This window comes from Nonomuraea sp. NPDC049129 (genome assembly GCF_040648495.1).
Lineage (GTDB): Bacteria > Actinomycetota > Actinomycetes > Streptosporangiales > Streptosporangiaceae > Nonomuraea.
Genome location: NZ_JBEZDU010000008.1, coordinates 1 through 21,273 on the forward strand (window position 1 = coordinate 1; position 21,273 = coordinate 21,273).

Genomic DNA, 21,273 nt, shown 5'->3' on the forward strand with positions numbered 1-21,273 from the left:
GCCCGCCCGGAACTCCGGATCAAAGCGCCGCCGCGTGACTGCTGCCACGACCAAACCTCTCCCGGTTCGGTCTCCACGCTATGAGGGGAAGGCCATGTGTGATCAAAGGTGATCGACGCTCCATACGCCGAGCCTACTTGCATCGCGTCACAGGCATAAGCCACGGCCTGATCGCTTCCGGCTCTTGGACTTCTGAGCTTGCCTGGGACGACGTGGCGACCGTTCTCTCGGAAGAGCGAATAGGTGGTGGGCTGCCTGTGGCCATTGCAATGACCGCGGCTGCTCAGTGAGCCGGTGCTGAGGAACGAAGCGCCGGATCGTCGATCGCCCCCGACCAACAACGGAGGCCAGCCAACACTTGGCGATCGTAGGGCTGTATCCGTGCGGTGGCGTGGCGCTGAGGTCGGCGAGTTCGCTTGGTACGGCGGGCGCGGTGGTCGGCGTGGCGGCCCGTGCTGCTGCCGTCCGGGACCGGCCCCCAGACCGCACGCCCGGGCGGCGGGCAAGCGACGGGCCGCTGTACGGCGGCGCGCCGCGCCGCCGCTTGAGGCCGATGCCCAAAAGGAGGCGGTGTGATGGCAGCCAGAAAGCCCAACGGCCGCTCGTCCATCTACCTCGGCAAGGACGGCCTGTGGCACGGCTGGGTGACGGTCGGGATCAAGCCGGACGGTTCACCGGACCGACGCCACCGCAAGGCCAAGACAGAACCGGAGGTGACCAGAAAGGTCGCAGAGTTGGAGGGCGAGCGAAAGGCAGGCTCCGTCAGCAAGCCCGGCCGGCCGCCGACAGTAGGGGAGTGGATGACGGAGTTCCTCGACGTGATCTGTGAGCGACTCGTCCTCTCCGACAAGATGGCTCCCCGTACCCTGACGGACTATCGCTCCAAGTCGAGGAACTGGATTGTGCCGCTCCTGGGCAAGCATCGGCTCGACCGTCTGGCGCCTGAGCACCTGGACACGGCGTACACGCGGATGCTGGAAGCGGGCCTTGCGACGGGCTCTGTCCTCAAAGTGCACCGCATCCTGTCCCGCGCGCTCACGATCGCGGTACGGCGAGGCCGCATCACGCGCAATGTCGCCACGCTCGTAGACGCTCCCTCGGCGACCGCCACCGAGATCGAACCGCTGACCCGAGACGAGGCCCGGCGCATCCTCGACGTGGCCAAGGTGAGAAGGAACGGCGCGCGCTGGTCGGTCGCTCTGTCGCTCGGCATCCGCCAGGGCGAGGCTCTCGGGCTGCGCTGGTCGTACATCAACCTGACCACGGGCGAGATCAGGGCGTGGTTCCAGATCCAGCGGTCCGAATGGTTGCACGGCTGCGCCGATCCACACGCCTGCGGAGAACGGTGGCACCGGAAGGCGTGCAAGAAGAACTGCAATGACCACAAGCACACCCGAGACTGCAAGGCGGACTGCAAGAAGCGCGCCCACCTGCTACAGGCGTCCGTGCGCCAAGGACTGCACCGGCCACGCGGACAAGTGCCCGAAGCGGGCTGGCGGCGGCCTGGTGTTCCGAAAGCGCAAGGGAAAGGGCAAGCTGACGCTCCAGTGTCCGCCCGCGCTCCTCGCCCTCCTCAAGGCGCACAAGAAGACCCAAGCCGCGGAACGCCTGAAGGCGGGGGACCGGTGGACCGATCACGACCTGGTGTTCACCACGCAGACCGGCGGCCCGATCGAACGCACAGAGGACTGGAAGCAGTGGAAGTCCATCCTCAAGCAGGCCGGCGTACGAGACGCCAGAGTCCACGACGCCCGTCACACCGCAGCGACCCTGCTGATCGAGCAAGGCGTACACATCCGGGTGGTTCAGGAGATCCTCGGCCACACGCGCGTGACCACCACCGAGCGCTACACCCACGTAGCAACGATGCAGATGAGAGATGCTAGCGACCGCATGGACGAGGCGCTCTGGGGCCCTGGCTAGAAGCCAACTGCAACCCAAACTGCAACCCTGAGCCCCGCAGAGATCGAAAAAGGCCCTTCCCCAGAATCTGGGAAGGGCCTTCGACGTGCGGAGGATCGGGGATTTGAACCCCGGATGGTGTTGCCACCAAACCGCATTAGCAGTGCGGCGCCATAGACCTGACTAGGCGAATCCTCCTGGTAGCCACGCGGCTCAGGACAGCGTACCGGCCTTCTGCCAAGGCAGCAAAGCGGTTGCCCGTCCCGGCCTGTCCAAAGGTTATCCACTGCCTGTGAATAACCTCCTGTGGACAACGGGCCGGACAGCAAGCCCGCCCCAAGGCGCGGCGGGGGCGGGCTCGGCGCGCGGACCCGCCAAGCGGGTCCGGCGTACAAAACGCGACGTCAACCGGCTCAGGTCGCGGGTCGAACGAGACTCCAAGCGGGTCGCCCCGCTGGGCCGAACGAGACGTCAACCGGCTCAGGTCGCGGGTCGAACGAGACTCCAAGCGGGTCGCCCCGCTGGGCCGAACGAGACGTAAAGCGGGTCACCTCGCTGAGCCGAACGAGACGTAAAGCGGCTCAGGCCGCTGGGCAAAGCGCGACGTCAGGCCGCCGGGTTGGCTTCGCCCTCGATCTCGACCTTGATCTTCTTGCCCACCAGGACGCCGCCCGTCTCCAGGGCCTGGTTCCAGGTCAGCCCGAAGTCCTCGCGGTCGAACTCGCTGGTGATCGAGAACCCCCACACCGCCTGGCCCCAGGGGTTCGTGCCGGCGCCGCCGTACTCGACCGTGAGCTCGATCTCCTTGGTGACGTCACGGACGGTCAGGTCGCCGACGACGGTGAACTTGTCACCCGAGTGGCTCACCACGCGGGTGCTCTTGAAGGTGAGCGTCGGGAACTTCTCGACCGACAGGAAGTCGTCGCTGCGCAGGTGGCCGTCACGGTCGGCGACACCGGTGGTGAGGCTTTCGGTCTTGATCGTGAGCTCGGCCGACGACTCGAGGGGGTTGTCGGCGATCGTCACGGAGCCGGTGAAGTCGCCGAAGCTGCCGCGCACCTTGCTGACCATCATGTGCTTGACCACGAAGCCGATCGTGGTGTGGGCGGTGTCGAGGTTGTAGGTGCCGGCGGCGGGGACGGTCAGGCCTTCCCAAGTGCGGGTGGTCATGGGGTTCTCCTCGGAGGATGATTGCTGTGCGGATGTTTGCGGCAACAAATGTCTACACGAGGAATATTCCTCACGTCAACAATCGTCGGTTAAGCTATGAACGTGGTCAACATTGATGACCCCCGGTTGACGGCCATGGGCCTGCTGTCGGAGGTTCAAGCAGGTCTCGCGGCCAGGATGCAGCCGGTGTTCGGCGCCGCCGGGCTGTCCGAGATCGATTTTGAGACGCTGCTCCGGCTGGGGCGCTCGCCGCGGCAGAGCTTGCGGATGAGTGATCTGGCCGCACAGACGGGCCTGTCCACCAGTGGTGTGACCAGGGTCGTCGACCGGCTCGAACGCGACGGTCTGGTGGCCAGGGTGGCCTGCGCCGTCGACCGCCGGGCCTCCTACGCCACGCTCACCGACGCGGGGCGGGAGAAGCTCGACATCGTGCTGCCGCAGCACCTCGAGGACATCGACAAGTCTCTGACCAGCCTGCTCAGCGCGGAGGAGCTGGAAACCTTCCTGGCCACGCTGCGGACGATTCGCGATGTCGTACGGCCCTGCGCTACGGCCGGAGCTGTTGAGGGGGAATGCCCAGCTCAACCCTGAGCTTGGCCATGGCACGTGACATCGTGCTCTTGACCGTGCCGAGGCTGATGCCCAGCGTTCTGGCGATCTCCGGTTCGGTCATGTCCTCGTAGTAACGCAGTACGATCGCGGCCCGCATCCGGGTGGGCAGCCGCCGCAGCGCCTGCTCCAGAAGATCGTGCAGGTCGCCGCTGGCTTCTGCCTCCGGGGCGACCTCCGGTAGGTCCTCCGACGGGTACTCCTCCAGTCGGCGCCGCCGCCACTGCGAGATGTTGATGTTGACCATCGCCCGCCGTACATATCCGTCGAGCGCGGCTCTGTCCTGGATGCGGTCCCATGCCAGGTAGGTCTTGGTCAGCGCGTTCTGCAGGAGATCCTCCGCGTCCAGCGGATGTCCCGTGAGCTGGTGGGCGGTGCGCAGCAGGGCAGCTCCGCGCGCAACGACGTACTCGCGGAACTCCTCTTCCCAGCTGGCGGTCTGCATCGTGGCCAGAATCGCAGCCAAAGGCCAAGATAGGGCGTAACCGGAATTCAGGATTCGGCCCGCCGACGATAAAGGTAGGTCAAGGTCGGTGGCGGTTTGTACGTCGCTGGGGGTCAACTTCTGCCCCGAGGGGTGCGTATTTTGCTCTCGAATGCACGAGTGCAGTGAAGTACCCCCCGGAGTCGTGTGACCCTATTAGCGCGACAAGGGAGGGACTGATGGGGTATCCGAGCGTGGAACGCCGCCGGGTGCTCGCGGCCGCGGCGCTGGGCCGGGAGGCCGGGATCCCGGGCTCCGGTGATGGGGACCCCTTACGCGCGGTCATAGGGGACATCCTCGACATAAGCCCACATCTCATCACCATCGAGACCCCCGAGGGCGCCGAGGAGCGGCTCGTCATCGCCCCCTGGGCCACCGCCTGGCACGGTGGTGACCAAGCGCCGAGTGATCTGCCCGTGGGCTCGACGGTCATCATGCGTACCCTGCGCGACGGCCGGGTGGTCGAGCGCCTCTGGGCCGACATCACGCGGCTGACCGGGACCATCCTGTCCGTGGAGGGACGCAAGGACCTGTCGGTCCAGCTCGACTGCGGGCCGCACCGGGGGCGCCGGACCATCGTCATCCCATACCGTGCGACAGGTCGCATCATGGTGCGACACGCGCGGTTCGAGCCGGGGTTCCTGTTCGACGCGATCGGCATCAGAAAGGGTGGGGCGAGTCTGGCCCTGCTGCCCGCGACCTCGCAGCCCGCCTATCCGGCGCGGGCCGTGCCGGCTCCGCCGCCCGCCTACGGGGGCCTGCAGTCACGCGTCTCCGGTACCGCCACCTGGTCCGACGCCTTCGACCAGGAGGATCGGGGGGCCGCGTACCCCATGGTCGAGCGCTCTGACGTGGACTGCCCGGACGCCGAGGTGTCCTGTACGGGCCTGCCGTACCTCGCCATCGGGTCGATGCTGCAGGTGGGGAACCTCTGCACTAATCGATCCGCTAACGTGCCGATCGTGGCGTGTGGCTGCGTGGCCGGGCGCTTCTGCGACCGCTGCGTCGAGTGCGACACCTCTCCTCGCGGGCGGATCGCCGAGCTGTCGCCGTTCTCGTACGTGGAGCTGGGCGGCGACCTGGTCAAAGGGTGCTTCAACGCGCAGATCGGATTGGGGTGACGCTCGTGCTGGCATCGCAACTGCCCGCGCTGATCGTGCTGCTCGTCTTAGGGGCGGTGGCGAAGGTGTCCACCGTGCGTACGGGCGGGGAGATGGGCACGCTGGCCCGGCTGGGACCGGCGGCGTTGGTGCCCGCCCGCATCGAGGTGCCGGTGCTGATCGTCTGCGCGGTCGGTGAGCTGGTGATCGCGACCGGGCTGCTGGTGAGCACGTCTCCGATCTTCCGGTGGATGGCGGTCGCGTTCTTCGCCATGTGCACCTATGTCCTGCTGGAGGTACGTCGGCGGCGGCCCGACGCGGGGTGCGGATGCTTCGGCGAGGTGAGCGCGGCACCCGTCGGGCTGCGTTCGATCGCCAGGACCATGGTCCTCACCGGGATGGCCGTGCTGTCGATATGGGGTGAAGAGCCCGGCTGGTTGGTCTTCTTGCACCCGTCGTGGTTCATGGCCGCCGGGGTGGTCGTGCTCCTCGTACTGTCGCCCGAGCTTGAGGAGATGGTGGATCGGCTGCGTTATCGCGCGCCGTGCGAGCAGCGCCCCGGGCCGGCCATGGAGGTCACCCTGGCCAGGCTCCGGTCGAGCGGACCCTGGCGGCAGCACCGGGAGCAGCTCGCCGCGGTCGAGCCGTACGACAGCTGGCGTGAGCTGTGCTGGCGCTTCTTCGCCTTCGAGCGGCGGGATGGGGCCGATGTCGTGTTCGCGGTCTATCTCAGCGGGCGGCGTCCGGCTGTACGGGTGGCCGTGGTCGAACACCAGGGTAGCGGCGCTCTGCCGGTTTATACGCCTGTATCGGCCTGACGCTAGACAGCGCTATAGAACCCTCGACAACAAGATATGACTCTATTGGGCTATCTAGCTTCCCCACTAGACAGCCCAATAGAGGACTAGGGGTGTCGCCTAGATCGGTTGGGCACGCAGGAACCTCCCGAAATGCGGCACGGTGAACGCGATCAGGCCGCGCTCAGCGCTGTAAATGAGCCCCTTCTTGATGAGGCTGTCGCGGGCGGGTGACAGGCTGGACGGCTTGCGCCCCAGCGCGTCGGCCACGTCCGCGGTGGCGACCGGCTCGTCGCCGATCTGCGCCATGGCGTGCATGTAGTCGCGCTCCGCCGGGGTGGCCCGCTCGTAACGGCTGCCGAAGAAGCCCACCGCGAGCTCCTCCTCGGCCTCGGGCGCGGACACCTTGACGTCGTCGAGGGTGATCGGGCTGCGCGGCGCCAGATCCCAGGCGACCTTGCCGTAAGCCTGGACGAAGTAGGGGTAACCGTCGGCGGCCTCGTAAAGGGCGTCGAGGGCGTCCTGCGTGAACTCGACCTCTTCCTCCCGCGCCGGCAGCATCAGCGCGAGGTCGGCCGCCTCGCGGTCGAGCTTGTCGATGCGGGCGTAGCGGAAGAGCCGCTCGGAGTAGCTCTTGCTGGCCGACAGCACGCTTGGCAGGTGCGGCAGGCCCGCGCCGACCACGATCAGCGGCCCACCGGACTGCGACAGCTCATGGCAGGCGGCGCAGAGCGCCGAGACGTCGGCGGGCTGCACGTCCTGCATCTCGTCGATGAAGAGCGCGATGCCGACGCCCAGGTCGGTGGCCACGCTCGCGGCGTCGACGAACAGCTCGGTAAGGTCGATCTCGAGGTCGCCGGAGTCGGCCCGGCCACGGCTGGCCGGCACCTCGATCCCGGGTGACCAGTGCGAGGTGCCCTTGGCGGCGGCCGGATCGCGCATCGCGAACGCCTTGAGCACGCCCAGGAACTCCTCGATGCGCTCCGGCGCGCGATGCCGGGGAGCCAGCTCGCGGATCGCCATGTGCAGCGCGGCCGAGACGGGACGGCGGATCGACTGGTCGGGCCGGGCCTCGATCTTGCCCGTGCCCCACAGCCGCTGCATCGCCATGGACTTGAACGTGTTGAGGAGCACGGTCTTGCCGACGCCGCGCAGACCGGTGACGACCATGCTGCGCTCGGGACGGCCACGGGCCACCCGCTCCAGCACGACCTCGAACTGCTGCAGCTCGCGGTCGCGCCCGGCGAGCTCCGGCGGGCGCTGTCCGGCTCCGGGGGCGTAAGGATTGCGCACGGGGTCCACGCTCTCGGACTTTATTGCGGGATATAGCGGCCGTCTTAGATTTGGGAAGAAAGCGCTACGGCGTGTCCGAGCAGGGGCCGTCGCCAGTATTGTCATCGGACGCACCCCCTCCCACCAGGCCGAACCCTTGTTCGAGTCGGTCCCTAGAACTGTAGCGCGCACTCGAACACGTGCGCGATGGTTTCGAGTAAAGATCTTTGCAACAGAGCGAGCTGCTCGTGCGTCCCGGTGATGTGGAGTTCGAGGATTTCGTCCGAGCCAGGGGCGCGGCGCTGGTCAGGTACGGCTACGTGCTCACCGGCAACGCCGAGGACGCCGCGGATCTGGCCCAGGAGGCGCTGCTCAAGCTGAGCGACAACTGGAGCCGGGTCCGCAACAAGGACAGCCCCGAGGCGTACGTACGCACGACCATGGCCCGCCAGCACATCAGCTGGTGGCGTCGGCGGCGCAGAGAGCAGCCGACCGACGACGTCCCCGAAGGCGTCCACTACGACACGCATTCCTTCGGCGAGCTCTGGAAGGAGCTCGCGACGCTGCCCAGGAAGCAGCGGACCGTGCTGGTCCTGCGCTACTACGAGGACCTGCCGGATGAGGAGATCGCCGCGATCCTCGGCATCTCACGTGGAACTGTGCGCAGCCAGGCGTTCCGGGCGCTCGCCACGCTCCGGGTCCGGCCCGCTGTGCTGGAGAGGGGACGGGCATGAGGACAGAGGACGAATTGAGCGGCGCGCTGCGCGATGCGGCGTACCAGGCTCCCGAGCTCGACCTGCTGGCCGGGGTCGGCGCGCGCAGGCGGCGGCGGACCAGGCGGCGTGCGCAACTGTTCGCGGCGGTCGCGGTGGTCGCGGTGGTGGGCACGAGTACGGTCGTCGCCCAGGGCACCTTCTCCAGCGGGGGCGGAGAAGAGGCGGCCGTCACGTCGACCACGACCAGGCCCGAACCTGAGAAGACCATAACCGTGACTCCGAGACCGCAGACCCAGGCCAAGGGAACGCCGGTCGGGAAGCTCTGGCCGCAGGCGGTCTTCCAGATGCCGGCGAAGAACGCCGACGGCTGGCGCTACCGCCCGATCACCGGCATCAACGCCACCGAGGTGCTGCTCATGGCGGCGCCCTCGTCCGGAAAGCTCGGCAAGATCGAGGTGTACGACACCAAGGCCGGTAAGTCCCGGGTGGTAACAGAGATCCCCCGGACTCGGGGGTTGGAACAATACTTCCTGCAAACCGCCTCGACCGATGGTACGAACGTCGTCTGGTTCTCCAGCGGGTCGAAGGGCGGGAACGCGGTCACCGAGCTCTGGTGGGCCCCGCTGTCCGGCGGCAAGGCCAAGCTGGCCGTAACGTTGACCGGCGGTGACGAGGCCGTTGAGGCTATCGGCGTGGACGGTGAGAGCGTCGTCTGGTCGCCGCGGAAGGGCGGCGTCTACCGGAAGCCGTTCGCCAACGGTGCTCCCAACCGCGTGCCCAAGTCTGATGGGCTGCAGCTGATCAGCTGGCCATGGGCGGGCGACGCGAGCACTGACGACGAAGAGTTCGAGACGCCCGGCCGCAACCAGTCCAAGGTCGTCAACCTGGCCGATGGGACCGTGACCAAGGTTGTGATCAAGGACGGGATGAAGGACCTGCGGTGCGGACCGGTCTGGTGCCGTGGCCGCCAGGGCACCACTTCTGTCGTCCAGCACGTCGACGGGACCGGAGTCAAGAAGCTCCCGAAGGGGTTCAGGATGTACGCCATCCTCGATCGCTTCCTGCGATCGGCCGATACCGTGTACGACCTGAACACCGGCGAGCTGGCGCGCATCGAAACCACCGGTGGCTGGAGCAGCGACGGCATCTCGTCGGAGCCCAGCACGATCCTCTACGGGGGCACTACAAAGGGGGGCAACCCCGACAAGTACTGGGTGCTCAACTTGGCAGCCGTCCCGCCCGCGCAATAGCGTTCGGAGCCATGCGGACCTTCGCGAACGTACAGGAACTCAAGGCGGCCGTCGGCGAGAAGTTCGGCCCGACCGAGTGGCGCACAGTCACTCAGGAGCAGGTCAATCTCTTCGCCGACGCGACCGACGACCACCAGTGGATCCACGTCGACGTGGAGCGGGCCAAGGAAGGACCGTTCGGCGGCACGATCGCGCACGGCTACCTGAGCCTGTCACTGCTGCCGTCGTTCATGATGGAGCTGGTACGCGTCGAGAGCATCCAGATGGGCGTCAACTACGGCCTGAACAAGGTACGTTTCCCCAGGCCGGTGCCGGTCGGTGCGCGGGTCAGGGCGCTGGGGGAGCTGAGCGACGTCAAGGGCACGCCGGCCGGCTACCTGGCCAACCTGAAGATGACGATCGAGGTCGAGGGCGAGAAGCGCCCGGCGTGCATCGCCGAGACGCTCAGCCTGTACATCCCCGTGGAGCTCACAGCAGGGAGTGGATGATCGCCGCCGCCGCGACGAGCACCAGCAACCCGAGGTAGGCCAGGACGAGCCGGGTGTCCTTGAGCAAGCACTTGCTGTGGGTCAGCCCGGCCCGCCGCGCATTCCAGTACCCGGCGAACCCGAGGGCCGCGAACCCCAGCACCGCCCACGGCCCCAGCAGCCAGGCCAGCAGCGCGACGGTCGCGTACACGCACAACCGGAGCGGATCCTTCACGTGATCACCTTGAGCTGGGGAGCGGCGGCGACCACGGACGGCCGGGATGTGGCGGCGACCGCCGACAGCCGTTGTCCCGAGAGCTGGGGCCACGCCTGAACCGCGCAGAACGGCGCGCACTGGTCCTGCTCGGCCCGCGTGCCGACGTGCACGCAGCACTGCGTGAGCCGCTCTTCGATCATGGTTGAGATGTCCATGAACGGCTTGACCGTCACCCGCACCACCCGCTCGCCGAGCAGTTTGCGAAGCCTCTTTCGTCGGCCGGGCAGCGCCGAGGAGGCCAGGGTGAGCAGTGTGGACACGCCGAGGTCGCAGTTCTCGCAGATGTCGCGCCACAGGTCGCCGATCTGCGGGTGTGACAACGACGACTGCTCCGACAGCAGTCCGAGCAGCGATTCCTGTACGGCCAGCCGCAGCTCGCGGGGGATCTCGGTGTCGGCGATGCGATTGGAGACCAGGCCCAGGTTCGCCTTGAGCCGGTCATGACCGATCAGCGCGACCAGCGAACGCCACTGCTGCGAGTCGTCGCGGATCAGGTAGCCGACCGAGCAGCAGTGCGGGTGTGAGCAGGGCAGCGCGGTGAGGTCGCGCCAGGTCACCAGGCCGTCGGTCTGCGGGCCGAGTCGCTTGAGCACGCCGGTGTGGGTGAGGCGGTTCATCGGGTCGATCGGCCCCGACCTGCCCGAGCCGAACTGCGGCTGCAGGGACACCCCGCCGACGAACGGCGTGTCGAGCGCCAGCCGTACGACGTCGCCGATCTCCCCGTCGTTGACGCCCAGTGCGGCGGTCATCACCAGCGTGGTGAAGATCTCCCGCTCCGACAGCCGTTGTACGGCCTGCGCCTTGAGCTGCCTGAGGTCACCGCCCCGGTGGTGCTTCGACGCCTCGGCCGAACCGCCGTCGTACTGGAGGTAGACCTCCACCCGCTCGCGGTGCTCGGTGAGCAGGTCGAGCAGGGCGTCGTCCCTGGCGATGAGGACGCCGTTGGTGTTGATCAGGATGCGGGTGACAGGGCGCTGGTGGAGCTCGGCGAGCAGTTGGGCGAGCTCGGGGTGAAGGGTGGGCTCGCCGCCGCTCAACATGAGGACGTCGAGCTTGCCGTTCTCGCGGGACAGGCGCTGGTCGACGTTCGCCAGGATGTCGGTGATGGGGACGATTCCGGCCAGATCGGGGGAGCTGTCGGCGAAGCAGGTGGGGCAGCGCAGGTTGCAGGCTTCGACGATGTCTTCGAGCAGGATGCAGGTGTGCTGGGTCTGCATCTCGGGCAGCCCTTGGAGGTAGGCCGCAGGGATGGGGTCGAAATTCCCCGAAATATCCGGCATGTGGAGCTTTGTGGGAGCGGTCCACTCTTCCAGATAGGTCAGGATTTCTGGGTCTTCGTCGTACAAAGTCCTGATCAGGCCGTGTTCGCGGCAGCCGCGCTCCAACCATACGCGCTCGTCGCGGACGGTCAGGTAGCCGCTCAGCCGTTCGACCCGCTCCAGGTCCTGGCCGTGGCAGTGGGGACAGAAGGCGTTGACGTACCTGAGGATGCGGTCACCCCGCAGGCCCATTCCGGTGCTCATGTCATGACCTTCCGCTTGAAGAGGGGATCGTAGTGGCCGCGCCGCCAGCCGTACCGCAGCCTCAGGGCGAGCAGCAGCAGGCCGGGGATCAGGAACCACTGCGGCCTGGTGAGCTCGAGCCAGACGGTCTCGTTGGCGCGGGTGAACTCGACGAGGAAGCGGAAGACGGCGTACGCGGCCAGGTACAGCGTGAACAGCTCGCCCGGCTCGGTGAGCCGCCTGCGCGCCCAGAGCAGCGCGGCGAACACGGCGAGCTGGAAGACGATCTCATAGACGAACGACGGGTGCATGGCCTGGCCGCTCAGACAGCCGGGGCACTCGGGCGTCGTCGGGGGAGCGTGTACGCCCCAGGGCAACTCGGTCGGACGGCCCGGCGCCTCGGTCAGATGGCAGCCGATCCGGCCCACCGCCATGCCCAGCGCCACCGCCGGGGCGAACAGGTCGCCGGTCCGCTGCTTGTAGCCGATGATCCTCTTGGCGATCAGTACGCCTATGTAGGCGCCGGTCAAGCCGCCGAGGATGCTCCGCGAGCCGTACAGCCAGAGGTCGGAGAGGTTCAGCGTCTCCAGCCAGCCCGCAAGCCGCATGCCGATCGCGCCGCCGACCAGCGCACCGGTCACGGCCACCAGCGACTGCTCGTTGAGCGCGCCGCGGCGGCGGGCCTCGTGCACGAAGACCACGGACGCGACGAGCACTCCCAGGCCGACGAAGATCTCGTGGAGCGGCATGTCAGGCGTACAGATCTGGGCTGATGCCGGTGCAGATCCCGGCGGACAAGATCGACCATAACGCCCAGCCGACAAGGAACCCCAGGCCCAGACCGGTGGCCCACGGCTTGCGCAGGAACTGCAGCCCGGCCCCCGCCCCGAGACCGAAGAGGGCGAGGAAGATCGTGCAGGAGATGATGATGGGGTAGTTAGTGCCGTTCTGGTCGAGGGTGCTGACGAAGATCAGGATGCCGAGGATGGCGTTGACGATGCTGTAGGCGACCAGCCCTGCGAACGCTAGTCCGATGATCACCCCGACGGACTTGCCCTGGGGCCTGCTGTTGGACTTGCCGTTGGGCGGCGGCTTTGGCCCGCCGGGGGACGGCGGGATGCTGGTCTGTCTGGACGGCGGGGGAGCGGATTGTCCGGACGGCGGGATGCTGATTTGTTCGGACGGCGGGGGAGCGGATTGTCCGGGAGACGGTTCGACGCTCCCCTCCACTCGCGTCGGGGCGCTCCCTCCCTGAGGAGGCGTCCCCTCGTCACGATCGCCCGGTGCGGGCGCGGTCATGTGAACATGCCCGGATCCAGCGTTGGCCCGGTCATGCGTACATGCCCGGATTCAGTCCCGTGCAATAGCCAGCCGAGACGATGGAGGCGAGCGCCCACCCGATCATCAGCCCCAGCCCCAGCCCCAGCGCCCACGGCTTACGCAGCACCACGAGCACGATCCCCGCGCCGATCCCGACCACGGCCAGGAACCCCGCGGCGACCCCGATCGCGACCGTCGACGACATGCTCACGACGATGAGTCCGACGATCACATTGAGGATCCAGTAACCAAAGGCCCCGGCGAACGCCAAGCCAACGATCAAGCCCGTCGGCCGTGGCGGCGGGGGAGGAGGAGACATGGTCACGACCTTCAGACTAGCGGGGGCCTTCTGAGTAATAAATCGCTGCTTGGACCCGGCTTTTGAGACCCAGTTTGTTCAACACCCGGCTCACATGCGTCTTCGTGGTCGCCTCTGCCATGTCGAGCTCCCTGGCGATCTCGGCATTGGACAGCCCGCGACCGATCCCGGCCAACACCTCCTGCTCCCGCGGCGTCAATCCCTCCACCTGTTGCTCCTTGCGTACGGGCTGCTCGGCAAAGGCAGAGATCAACCGCCGCGTGACCGTAGGCGAGATCAGCCCATCCCCCTTGGCCACCAGCCGTACGGCCGTGACCAGCGACTCCGCGTCGGTGTTCTTCAACAGGAACCCCGCCGCCCCCGCTCGCAACGCCCCGAACACATACTCATCCACATCGAACGTCGTCAAGATCAACACATCGGCCACCCCGGCGAGCTCCCTGGTCGCCGAGATGCCGTCGAGCTTCGGCATCCGCACGTCCATCAACACCACGTCGGGCCGGGTCTCGCGGGCCAACTCCACCGCCTGCTCCCCATCGGCCGCCTCCCCGACGACCTCGATGTCCCGGGCCCCACCGAGAATCAGCACCAGCCCCGCCCTGACAGCCGCATGATCGTCCGCGACCAGTACCTTGATCGTCATCCCGCCTCCCACTGCCCCTTCCTGTCCTTCGGCATGGGCAGCACGGCCTTGACCCGCCACAAACCCCCGTCCACCCCGGCCTCGAACGACCCCCCGACCAACACGGCCCGCTCCCTCATCCCCACCAGCCCTGCCCCCGCCCCGGGAACCAGCCCAGCCCCGTCCCCAGGAAAAACCTCCGCCGCGAGAGGCAGAGCGGGACGTCCATCCACAGGGTTACTCACAGGCTTATCCACAGGGTTGTCCACAGCCACCGTCACTTGCCCCGACTCATAAACGACCTTGACCACAGCCGACCGCCCGCCATGTTTGAGCGCATTGGTCAGCGCCTCCTGCAAGATCCGATAGCCGGCCAGATCCACCGCCGGAGACAGCTCCCGCGACTCCCCCTCGACACGGAAATCAGCCGCCATCCCCGCCCGCCGCGACCGTTCGACCAGACTCTCCGCATCAGCCAGCCGCGGCCGGGTGGTTTCGGCCTCATCCCCCTCCTGCCGCAACAGCCCGATCATGGTCCGCATCTCGGCCAGCCCTTTCAGACTGTTCTCCCGAACGGACTCCATGATCTTCCGTACGGCCGCCGCACTCAGATCCGTACGCGACAACGCGCCCGTCGACTGGATGGCGATCGCACTGAAGTGGTTGGCGATCATGTCATGCAGTTCCCGAGCCATCCGCGTACGCTCCGTCGCGATGGCCGCCTCCCGGTCAAGCTCCGCCAGCCGCGCCACCTGCTCCGCCCTGGCACGCTCGGCCGCGGCCTGCTCACGCTGCTGGCGTAACACCATCGCCGTGGTAACCGGCGTAACCAGCACGAGCCCCGCCTGAATCCCGTTGACCGCCAGCGCCCGCCAGTCACCCGACAGGACCCCCGTGACGCCCCCGGCCAACACCGACAGCACAGTGGCGGCCCCCAGCAGCCACCGCGAAAAAGACGCCGGTCCGTACAGCGCCGCCGCATACACGTTGTCGGTAAATATCAGAACAGTCGGCAACGACGGCCCCACGACCAGATCAACACCGATCCCCACGGTCCCGAGGGCCAGCCCCACCAACGGCGCCCGCTGGCGTACCACCACCCCCAGGCACACGAGCGCCAGCGGCACCGCGAGCCACCCCTCGGGCACCTCGCGATGAGTGTAGGCTCCGCCCACGATCAGGAGCAGGCCCCCGACGAAGGCCAGCCCGGCCCACGACGCCTCGCGTTGCATGCCCCCATCCCACCACCGTCCAGACCCGGCTCACTCCTTCGTGGGTCTGCCTGTGGATAAACACTTCGATGTATCCACAGGCTCGTCTTCACTGACGATGCGCCGGCCAGAGGAGCCCTCAAGGATGGGATACGTGATTGTCGCCATCCTGATCGGCTGCGAAGTCGGCTTCTGGCTCCTGCTCGGACTCGGCCTCGCGAGCCGCTACCTCTGGAACCGCCGCCGACTCAGCACCGCCCTCCTCGTCTGCGTACCGCTCCTGGACCTGATCCTCCTGGCGGCGTCCGTCATGGACATGCGCAGTGGCGCCACGGCCGACCTGAGGCACGGCATAGCGGCCGCGTACCTGGCGTACTCCATCGTCTTCGGCCACAGCACGATCCGCTGGGCCGACGCCAAGTTCCGCCACCGCTTCGCCGACGGCCCACCTCCCTGGAAGCCACCTGCGGGCGGCATGGCCCGCGCCCGCTACGAGTGGGTCTTCTGGCTCCGCATCGTCCTCGCGTACGCCATCGCCTGCGCCCTCCTGCTCGGCCTGGTCTGGCTCGTCAACGAACCGTCCCGCACGGACGCACTGATCGATTTCATGCGCGACATGCTGAAGGTGCCAGTGATCGCCCTGCTCTGGCCCCTGAGCTACACCCTTTGGCCGAAGAAGGTGGAATCTAGTGGGGCGTGAGGGCGGTATCTGGTTCGAGGCACGGCTCTGGACCCGCTATGCTGGCTTACGCAGCGAGCGGCCGTAGCTCAATGGATAGAGCATCTGACTACGGATCAGAAGGTTGGGGTTTCGAGTACCTCCGGCCGCACAGCAGGTCAAAGGCCCTTCGGGATGATCCCGGAGGGCCTTTTTCGATCTCGTACAGCAGCGTTTTACCGCAACATCTTCAATCGGCCGGTCCGAGGCGACCGCACGCGTCTGCGCCAGGCCCTGGACAACCTGCTGGCCAACGTACGCACGCACACCCCGGCCGGTACGGCGGCGACCGTGATGGTCCGGGTAGAGGGTGATGACGCGGTCATCGAGGTGCGCGACGAAGGTCCCGGGCTGAGTGCTGCGCAGGCAGCGCGCGCCTTCGAACGCTTCTACCGCGCCGACCCCACCCGCCGGTCCGGTACGGGCCTCGGGCTCGCCATCGTCGCGGCTGTCGCCGCCGCCCACGATGGGCACGCACGCGCCCTGCCGTCCGACTCGGGCGCCGCGTTCGATCTTCGACTGCCGCGCGGGTGACCACCGGCGTGGGGTGGCACGCTGAGATCGGGCGTCTCAACGTTTCCGGTGAGATCGAGAAGCTCGGCCGTGGCATCGAGGTAGTTGAAGCGCAGGGCGGCGCCTGCTCGACGCCCGGAGTTCGGGCCGCGGCTGTTCCGGTCACCGCCCAGTGGCGAGTGTGAGGCCGACGAGCTTGGTCAGGAAACGATCGATCTGCTCCTCCAGCGGCGGCCATGGCAGATCGGGCTGATTGACCCGCATCGACACGGCCCCGTGGACCGCCGCCCTCAAGTCCAGTGAGACCACTGCGGCGTCGTCGGCCGGGGCGAGCCCGGCGTCGATACACCGCTGCACCGCGGCGGTGGTGCGCTCGGCCAGCTCCTGCTTGAAGGACATGGCCGCCCGCTGGTTGAGCGTGCTCTCGTGCAACACCTTGTACAGGCCGGGGTGCCGTTGGACCCACCTGCCCAGCAGCAGGACGCGGGCACGCAGCTTGCCCGCCGGATCGGTGGCACCGGTCTCAGCCTGATCGACGGCCTCCAAGAGTTCGCGATGGAACTTCTCCAGGGCGGCCAGGACGAGCGCGTCCCGGTCGGCGAAGTGAATGTACACAGAGGTCGCCGCGACGCCGACCTCCCGGGCCACCGCGCGCATGGACACGGCCTGGTCGTCGCCGTGTTCGTCCAGCAGTCGCAGGGCGGCGCCGACGATGTCGTCGCGTAGCCGCTCGCCCTGGCCGCGCGGGTTGCGGCCCCGCCTGCCGCCAGAAGGGCCGGCCGGAGCGGAGGGGGTCGTGTCCATGGTGGCCCATTGTAGGCGAACGACTTTAGCGCTACAGTCGTAGCACTACAGTCGTTCACATAAGAGGATTTCTCATGGATAACCAGGTCAAGGCACTGGACTCGGTGTTCGCCGAGATGAGCGCCGCCACCGACCGCCTGCTCTGGGACGAGAGCACGGAGCTGACCACGCGCGAGAAGGTCCTGCTGTGCCTCACAGCCGACGTCTGCCAGCAGACCCTCGGCCTGCCCTTCCAACAGCACGTGACGATGGCGGCAGACTGCGGTTTGTCGGCCGACGACCTGCGCGAAATGCTCCGCTTCGTCGCCTACGACAGCGGTTATCCCGCCGCCCTGACAGCGCTCGCTCGCCTGACCGACCTGGAACGGGAGCACGCCCTGCCCGCCCCCGCCGGCCAGGGCCACGAGGTGAACGCCAACGGCACGGGCAGCCCGCTCCCCGAGCCGATGCGGCAGGCCGTGGCCGCCCTTGACGCGCCGTTCGGCATCTACATGGACCTGCAGTCGCGGATGCGCGCCGACATGCGGCTGCTGTCGGTCCGTGAGCGCGCGTTCATCACGATGACCGTCGACGTGCTCTTCCAGACCCTGCAAGAGAGCTTCCGCGCCCACCTGACGCGCGCACTCGCCGCCGGCGCCACACCGGAGGAGGCCCGTGCCGTCGTACGGTTCTCCGCGCAGTTCGGCATGACCAAGGCATGGCGCGCCATGCACGTGCTCGACGCCCTGCTCGCCGAACTCGGCGCCGCCCAAGTCTGAAGCGGGAGGTCGTGGGGAGGGCCGTACAGCAGCGCCGTACAGCACCTGCCCAAGTCGCGTCGTCTGGCTTGCTGACGAGGAACCTCAGTGTGAGGTCGATGCCCTCCACCTCACCAAGCCAGCCGGCGGCCATGTCGCGCTGACGGCTCGATCTTGTAGGTCGCGAGCGGTTACAGAGAGCCAACGAGCGGGCCACGCGACAACGCACATTACTTCGCGAGATCCGGAAGTTCGCGAAGTATGACCACCTGCCGAGACAGCTTGCCAAAACGATCCTGGGCGTAGCGATCGAGGCCGCCGCTGCTATCGGTTGCCAATGTCGAGGAATTCATCGCACGAGCGAGCGCCCGAATGAGAGTGGAATGCCCGTGTAGCGAGCAGCACGACGATCGCATATGCCCTGATCAGGCGACGTTCATTGAAACGGAAGCCGTGCAGGAGGTAGCTCGCCGACTCGACTTGTCGGACCAGGCGAATTCCTTCCTGGCCGCGCAACACAGAAGGTACAGCGCCGATGGGGGTCTGTCCGGCTGCATTATTCCTGGGATGGTTGCGGTCGGTGCGGCAGGGATTGCCGTCCTCTTCCTTTACCTGCAACAGGTCATCACGACAGTCGTCCTGAGTTCATGGGGCCTGTTCCTTCTCGGGCGGCAGGCCACCGGCGATCCAGTGAAATGGACGGCGCTGACCCTCTTCATCGCGGGGTCGATATTAGACCTCATGTGGGGGTGAAGTGCTGCACAGCGTGCCCGTTCTGTCCCTCGTACCTGCTGGGTGATCGCGTGAATGTCCTCTCGGATGAACCCCTACCTGACCTTCAACGGCAACAACGCCCGCGAGGCAATGGAGTTTTACGCGAACGTGTTCGGCGGCGACCTCGACTTCAACCCTGGCCGAGTTCGGCGCTGCGAACTCACCGAAGGCCGATCAGATCTTCCACGCAATACTGGAGACCGACGCCGGCTACCCGATCACGGGCGGCGACGTCACCAGCGATGATGAATGCCGGCCTTTGGCGGGCTACCCGGTGAGTCTCAGCGGCGACGGGCACCGGCCGCGGAGCTAGAGGATGGCAGGTGTGAGTATGTGATGGTGCACAGCTCCCGGCGTGACCGGTTGATCGCGGCGTGCGGCGCCCAGCCAGGATCGGTCGAGGATTACCCGTTCGGCGACGAGGTGGCGGTGTTCAAAGTCGCCGGCAAGATGTTCGCGCTGGTCGTGCTGGGCTCGCTCCCCGGCAGCATCAGCCTCAAATGCGACCCGGACCTCGCGGTCGATCTGCGTGGCCGGTATGCGGCGATCACCGCGGGCTACCACCTCAACAAGCGGCACTGGAACACGATCACGCTCGACGGTTCCGTGCCCGACGACGAACTTCTCGACCTGGTCGATCACTCCTACGACCTGGTCGTGGCCCGCCTGACCAGGGCTGAACGGGACAAGCTGACACCTGACCGGTAGTCCGCCGGAACACTGACGGCTACTCGTTGGCGAGCTCCCTGATCCACTCCTCTGCGAGGGTGATGGCCTGGCCGGGGCCGAGCACTTCCTCTTGCTTACCAGGGAGGGCTTGCGAGGGCCGACGAGGGAGGGCTTGCGAGGTCTTGCGAGGGAGGGCTTACGAGGGCTTACGAGCTGACGGGTGCTAGTTGCGCGAACTGGCGCTCGAGCACCTTGGCCGCGCCATCGCGCCAGAGGGCAGCCATGGGCGCCGAGGCAGGGTCGGGGAATATTTCCTCCTCCCCATTGTCGATCGCGTCGAAGACGGCCAGCGCGACCGATTCCGGGGATGCCTTCGGTATGTCGAAGCCGCGGATCATATCGGTATCCACCGGGCCGGGCAGGACGGCGTGCACCCTAACCCCCTGCGCGGCCACGTGAGCGCGAAGCGACTGGGTCAAGGAGAACGCGGCCGCCTTCGAGACGGAGTAGGCCGGGATTATGAACGGCAAGGCAGCGAGAGAGTTCACCGAGAGGATGTTGACGATGGCCCCGCGGGAGCTGGTCACCGCCGGGAGGAAGGCCTGGGTCACGGCGTAGGTCCCGAAGAGGTTTACGGCCAGATGACGTTCGAGTACGGCCGGGTCGGTCAGGTCGTCGGGCAGCGCGATGCCGGCGTTGTTGATCAACATGTCCAGTGACTCAACCTGATCGGCAGCCGCTTGGATCTGCGCCGGGCTGGTGATGTCCAGGCTCAGGGGCGTCACCCGGTCGTCTGGGTGGGCCAGCGGCCGGCGGGTGCCGGCATACACCCGCCTGGCGCCCCTGGCCAGGGCTTCGGCTGCGAGCGCCTGCCCGAGGCCACGGTTGGCCCCGGTCACCAAGACCGTCTTGTCTTTCATGGTCATGCCTGTTGCTCCTGTCATTTCGGTGTGATCGGGCGCGAGCCTGCCATCGGCAGAAGCCGCCTGGCGTCACGGTCTGTTCAGGGCAGCAGTGCCAGCTTGCCCACGGTGGCCCGCGCTTCCAGTTCTGCGAGTGCTTTCGGCCCCTCGGCCAACTCATAGACGGTGGGCTGGCCGGGGCCGAGCACGCCGGCCGCGAGAAGGCCGGACATCTCGCCCATGACTTCGCCGAAGATCTGTGGTGCGGTCTGGATCAGGGTGCCGATGTTCAGGCCGATGAGGTGGATCTGGTGTTTGTAGACCAGTTCCCAGTTGGTGATCGCGGCTTCGCCGCCGGCCAGGCCATAGACGACGACCCGGCCGGTGACCCGTTTGGTCGCGGCCAGGCTGGCGTCGAGGGTGGCGCCGCCGACCGACTCCAGGACCAGGTCGGCGCCCGCGCCGCCGGTCAGTCTCAGGACCTCGGCGGCGATGTCGGTGTCGCGGGAGTCGATGACGTGGTCCGCGCCTTGCGTTCGTACCACCTCATGCTTGCCTGGCGAGGCCGTGGCGATCACCGTCGCGCCGTAATGTTTGGCCATCTTCACCGCGGCCTGGCCGGTTCCGCCGGCCGCGGCGTGGATCAGCACGGTCTGCCCGGCAGCGATACGGCCCAGCGGCTTGAGCGCCGCCAGCGCGGTCGGCCAGTTCACGACCAGGCCGAGCGCCTGCTCGTCGGCCCAGCCCGCCGGCACGGGCACCGCGCCGGCCGCGGGCAGCACCATGTACTCGGCGAAGGCGCCGCCTGCGACGTCGACGCCGATGACGTGGGCGCCGGGCTCCAGTCCGGTCACCCCCTCACCGACGGCGGTGACTTCACCGGCGCCCTCGATGCCCGCCAGATACGGCGGCCGCGGGCCGCCCGCGAACGTGCCGCGGGCCTGCGAGATGTCGACGAAGTTGACGCCGGCGGCGGTGACCCGGATCAGGACCTCGCCCGGGCCTGGGCTCGGTACCGGCGCGTCGGTGATCAGCCGCAGGTCCTGCGGGCCGTTCAGTGACGTCTGCTCCAGGGCGCGCATGGTCGCGGGAATGCTCATGACGATCGGCTCCCTCTTCATTTGTCGAACGGATTTAT

General features: G+C 67.4%; 25 protein-coding genes and 2 tRNA genes. 13 read left to right on the forward strand and 14 right to left on the reverse strand.

Annotated elements, in window-relative coordinates:
- Positions 1–1,506: 1,506 nt before the first annotated feature.
- Positions 1,507–1,923, forward strand: a complete 417-nt coding sequence (locus tag AB0B64_RS25505) for a tyrosine-type recombinase/integrase (protein WP_357957674.1) — start codon at positions 1,507–1,509, stop codon at positions 1,921–1,923.
- Positions 1,924–2,011: 88 nt separating this feature from the next.
- Here AB0B64_RS25505 and AB0B64_RS25510 read toward each other — a convergent pair.
- Both AB0B64_RS25510 and AB0B64_RS25515 read right to left on the reverse strand, forming a co-directional pair.
- Positions 2,012–2,100, reverse strand: a tRNA-Ser gene (locus tag AB0B64_RS25510).
- A gap of 408 nt (positions 2,101–2,508) precedes the next feature.
- Entirely contained in the window at positions 2,509–3,072 is a 564-nt protein-coding gene (locus AB0B64_RS25515; RefSeq protein ID WP_357957672.1) for a YceI family protein, read from the reverse strand.
- A 96-nt stretch (positions 3,073–3,168) separates the two neighbouring features.
- On the opposite strand from AB0B64_RS25515, the gene AB0B64_RS25520 reads away from it, so the two are divergent.
- The gene (locus tag AB0B64_RS25520; RefSeq protein WP_357957670.1) at positions 3,169–3,663 is read left to right on the forward strand and encodes a MarR family transcriptional regulator; all 495 of its coding nucleotides are present in this window, start codon (positions 3,169–3,171) and stop codon (positions 3,661–3,663) included.
- Here the strand turns inward: AB0B64_RS25520 and AB0B64_RS25525 are convergent.
- A complete protein-coding gene (locus AB0B64_RS25525) occupies positions 3,620–4,126 on the reverse strand; it encodes a SigE family RNA polymerase sigma factor (RefSeq protein ID WP_357957668.1) in 507 nt (168 codons plus the stop codon). The genes AB0B64_RS25520 and AB0B64_RS25525 overlap by 44 nt on opposite strands.
- A 218-nt stretch (positions 4,127–4,344) precedes the next feature.
- Between AB0B64_RS25525 and AB0B64_RS25530 the strand changes: the two genes are divergently transcribed.
- Together AB0B64_RS25530 and AB0B64_RS25535 are read left to right on the forward strand one after the other, a co-directional pair.
- On the forward strand, positions 4,345–5,286 hold the full coding sequence (locus AB0B64_RS25530) for a hypothetical protein (protein ID WP_358180094.1): 942 nt from the start codon (positions 4,345–4,347) through the stop codon (positions 5,284–5,286).
- A gap of 5 nt (positions 5,287–5,291) precedes the next feature.
- Positions 5,292–6,083 (forward strand): MauE/DoxX family redox-associated membrane protein, encoded by a 792-nt coding sequence (locus AB0B64_RS25535; RefSeq protein WP_357957664.1) that lies wholly within the window; start codon positions 5,292–5,294, stop codon positions 6,081–6,083.
- Between the two features lie 99 nt (positions 6,084–6,182).
- Here the strand turns inward: AB0B64_RS25535 and AB0B64_RS25540 are convergent, their stop codons facing one another.
- Positions 6,183–7,364 carry an ATP-binding protein gene (locus AB0B64_RS25540; RefSeq protein ID WP_357957662.1) on the reverse strand — a complete coding sequence of 394 codons (1,182 nt, stop codon included), beginning with the start codon at positions 7,362–7,364 and terminating at the stop codon, positions 6,183–6,185.
- Positions 7,365–7,582: 218 nt separating this feature from the next.
- Here AB0B64_RS25540 and AB0B64_RS25545 point away from each other — a divergent pair, with 218 nt between their 5' ends.
- The 3 genes from AB0B64_RS25545 to AB0B64_RS25555 are packed head-to-tail and all read left to right on the forward strand — an operon-like array spanning position 7,583 to position 9,788.
- Positions 7,583–8,068 carry a SigE family RNA polymerase sigma factor gene (locus tag AB0B64_RS25545; protein WP_358180097.1) on the forward strand — a complete coding sequence of 162 codons (486 nt, stop codon included), beginning with the start codon at positions 7,583–7,585 and terminating at the stop codon, positions 8,066–8,068.
- On the forward strand, positions 8,065–9,300 hold the full coding sequence (locus AB0B64_RS25550) for a hypothetical protein (protein WP_357957659.1): 1,236 nt from the start codon (positions 8,065–8,067) through the stop codon (positions 9,298–9,300). The genes AB0B64_RS25545 and AB0B64_RS25550 overlap by 4 nt, the downstream gene beginning before the upstream one ends.
- Before the next feature lie 11 nt (positions 9,301–9,311).
- Positions 9,312–9,788, forward strand: coding sequence for a MaoC family dehydratase (locus tag AB0B64_RS25555; RefSeq protein WP_357957657.1), 477 nt, complete (start codon positions 9,312–9,314; stop codon positions 9,786–9,788).
- Here AB0B64_RS25555 and AB0B64_RS25560 read toward each other — a convergent pair.
- The 7 genes from AB0B64_RS25560 to AB0B64_RS25590 all read right to left on the reverse strand — a co-directional run bounded on the left by AB0B64_RS25560 (position 9,769) and on the right by AB0B64_RS25590 (position 15,039).
- Positions 9,769–10,002 (reverse strand): hypothetical protein, encoded by a 234-nt coding sequence (locus tag AB0B64_RS25560; RefSeq protein WP_358180100.1) that lies wholly within the window; start codon positions 10,000–10,002, stop codon positions 9,769–9,771. The two genes, AB0B64_RS25555 and AB0B64_RS25560, sit on opposite strands and share 20 nt — an antisense overlap.
- Positions 9,999–11,567, reverse strand: coding sequence for a radical SAM protein (locus AB0B64_RS25565; RefSeq protein ID WP_358180103.1), 1,569 nt, complete (start codon positions 11,565–11,567; stop codon positions 9,999–10,001). Before AB0B64_RS25565 ends, AB0B64_RS25560 begins: the two co-directional genes overlap by 4 nt.
- Complete coding sequence (locus tag AB0B64_RS25570) at positions 11,564–12,295, reverse strand: prolipoprotein diacylglyceryl transferase family protein (protein ID WP_357957652.1); 732 nt, start codon at positions 12,293–12,295, stop codon at positions 11,564–11,566. The genes AB0B64_RS25565 and AB0B64_RS25570 overlap by 4 nt, the downstream gene beginning before the upstream one ends.
- Position 12,296: 1 nt before the next feature.
- Positions 12,297–12,587, reverse strand: coding sequence for a hypothetical protein (locus AB0B64_RS25575; protein WP_357957650.1), 291 nt, complete (start codon positions 12,585–12,587; stop codon positions 12,297–12,299).
- 289 nt (positions 12,588–12,876) lie between these two features.
- A complete protein-coding gene (locus AB0B64_RS25580; RefSeq protein WP_358180106.1) occupies positions 12,877–13,149 on the reverse strand; it encodes a hypothetical protein in 273 nt (90 codons plus the stop codon).
- A gap of 52 nt (positions 13,150–13,201) precedes the next feature.
- Positions 13,202–13,828 (reverse strand): response regulator transcription factor, encoded by a 627-nt coding sequence (locus tag AB0B64_RS25585; protein WP_357957646.1) that lies wholly within the window; start codon positions 13,826–13,828, stop codon positions 13,202–13,204.
- Positions 13,825–15,039: a histidine kinase gene (locus AB0B64_RS25590; RefSeq protein WP_358180109.1), complete on the reverse strand. Its 1,215-nt coding sequence runs from the start codon at positions 15,037–15,039 to the stop codon at positions 13,825–13,827. The genes AB0B64_RS25585 and AB0B64_RS25590 overlap by 4 nt, the downstream gene beginning before the upstream one ends.
- A 133-nt stretch (positions 15,040–15,172) precedes the next feature.
- Here AB0B64_RS25590 and AB0B64_RS25595 point away from each other — a divergent pair, with 133 nt between their 5' ends.
- The 3 genes from AB0B64_RS25595 (at position 15,173) to AB0B64_RS25605 (ending at position 16,270) form a co-directional block, all read left to right on the forward strand.
- Positions 15,173–15,718, forward strand: coding sequence for a hypothetical protein (locus AB0B64_RS25595; RefSeq protein WP_357957642.1), 546 nt, complete (start codon positions 15,173–15,175; stop codon positions 15,716–15,718).
- Positions 15,719–15,775: 57 nt separating this feature from the next.
- Positions 15,776–15,848 (forward strand) — tRNA-Arg (locus AB0B64_RS25600).
- A 23-nt stretch (positions 15,849–15,871) separates the two neighbouring features.
- Complete coding sequence (locus AB0B64_RS25605) at positions 15,872–16,270, forward strand: ATP-binding protein (protein WP_358180112.1); 399 nt, start codon at positions 15,872–15,874, stop codon at positions 16,268–16,270.
- A 141-nt stretch (positions 16,271–16,411) separates the two neighbouring features.
- Here AB0B64_RS25605 and AB0B64_RS25610 read toward each other — a convergent pair whose 3' ends face one another.
- Positions 16,412–17,053, reverse strand: coding sequence for a TetR/AcrR family transcriptional regulator (locus tag AB0B64_RS25610; protein WP_357957640.1), 642 nt, complete (start codon positions 17,051–17,053; stop codon positions 16,412–16,414).
- Between the two features lie 74 nt (positions 17,054–17,127).
- Between AB0B64_RS25610 and AB0B64_RS25615 the strand changes: the two genes are divergently transcribed.
- The 3 genes from AB0B64_RS25615 (at position 17,128) to AB0B64_RS25625 (ending at position 19,272) form a co-directional block, all read left to right on the forward strand.
- Positions 17,128–17,811: a carboxymuconolactone decarboxylase family protein gene (locus tag AB0B64_RS25615; RefSeq protein ID WP_357957638.1), complete on the forward strand. Its 684-nt coding sequence runs from the start codon at positions 17,128–17,130 to the stop codon at positions 17,809–17,811.
- Between the two features lie 546 nt (positions 17,812–18,357).
- Positions 18,358–18,543 (forward strand): hypothetical protein, encoded by a 186-nt coding sequence (locus tag AB0B64_RS25620; RefSeq protein ID WP_358180114.1) that lies wholly within the window; start codon positions 18,358–18,360, stop codon positions 18,541–18,543.
- Positions 18,544–18,900: 357 nt separating this feature from the next.
- Positions 18,901–19,272, forward strand: coding sequence for an MmcQ/YjbR family DNA-binding protein (locus AB0B64_RS25625; protein ID WP_357957684.1), 372 nt, complete (start codon positions 18,901–18,903; stop codon positions 19,270–19,272).
- Between the two features lie 167 nt (positions 19,273–19,439).
- Here the strand turns inward: AB0B64_RS25625 and AB0B64_RS25630 are convergent, their stop codons facing one another.
- Together AB0B64_RS25630 and AB0B64_RS25635 are read right to left on the reverse strand one after the other, a co-directional pair.
- The gene (locus AB0B64_RS25630; protein WP_357957635.1) at positions 19,440–20,159 is read right to left on the reverse strand and encodes an SDR family NAD(P)-dependent oxidoreductase; all 720 of its coding nucleotides are present in this window, start codon (positions 20,157–20,159) and stop codon (positions 19,440–19,442) included.
- Between the two features lie 77 nt (positions 20,160–20,236).
- Positions 20,237–21,235, reverse strand: coding sequence for an NADPH:quinone oxidoreductase family protein (locus tag AB0B64_RS25635; RefSeq protein WP_357957634.1), 999 nt, complete (start codon positions 21,233–21,235; stop codon positions 20,237–20,239).
- Between the last annotated feature and the right edge of the window lie 38 nt (positions 21,236–21,273).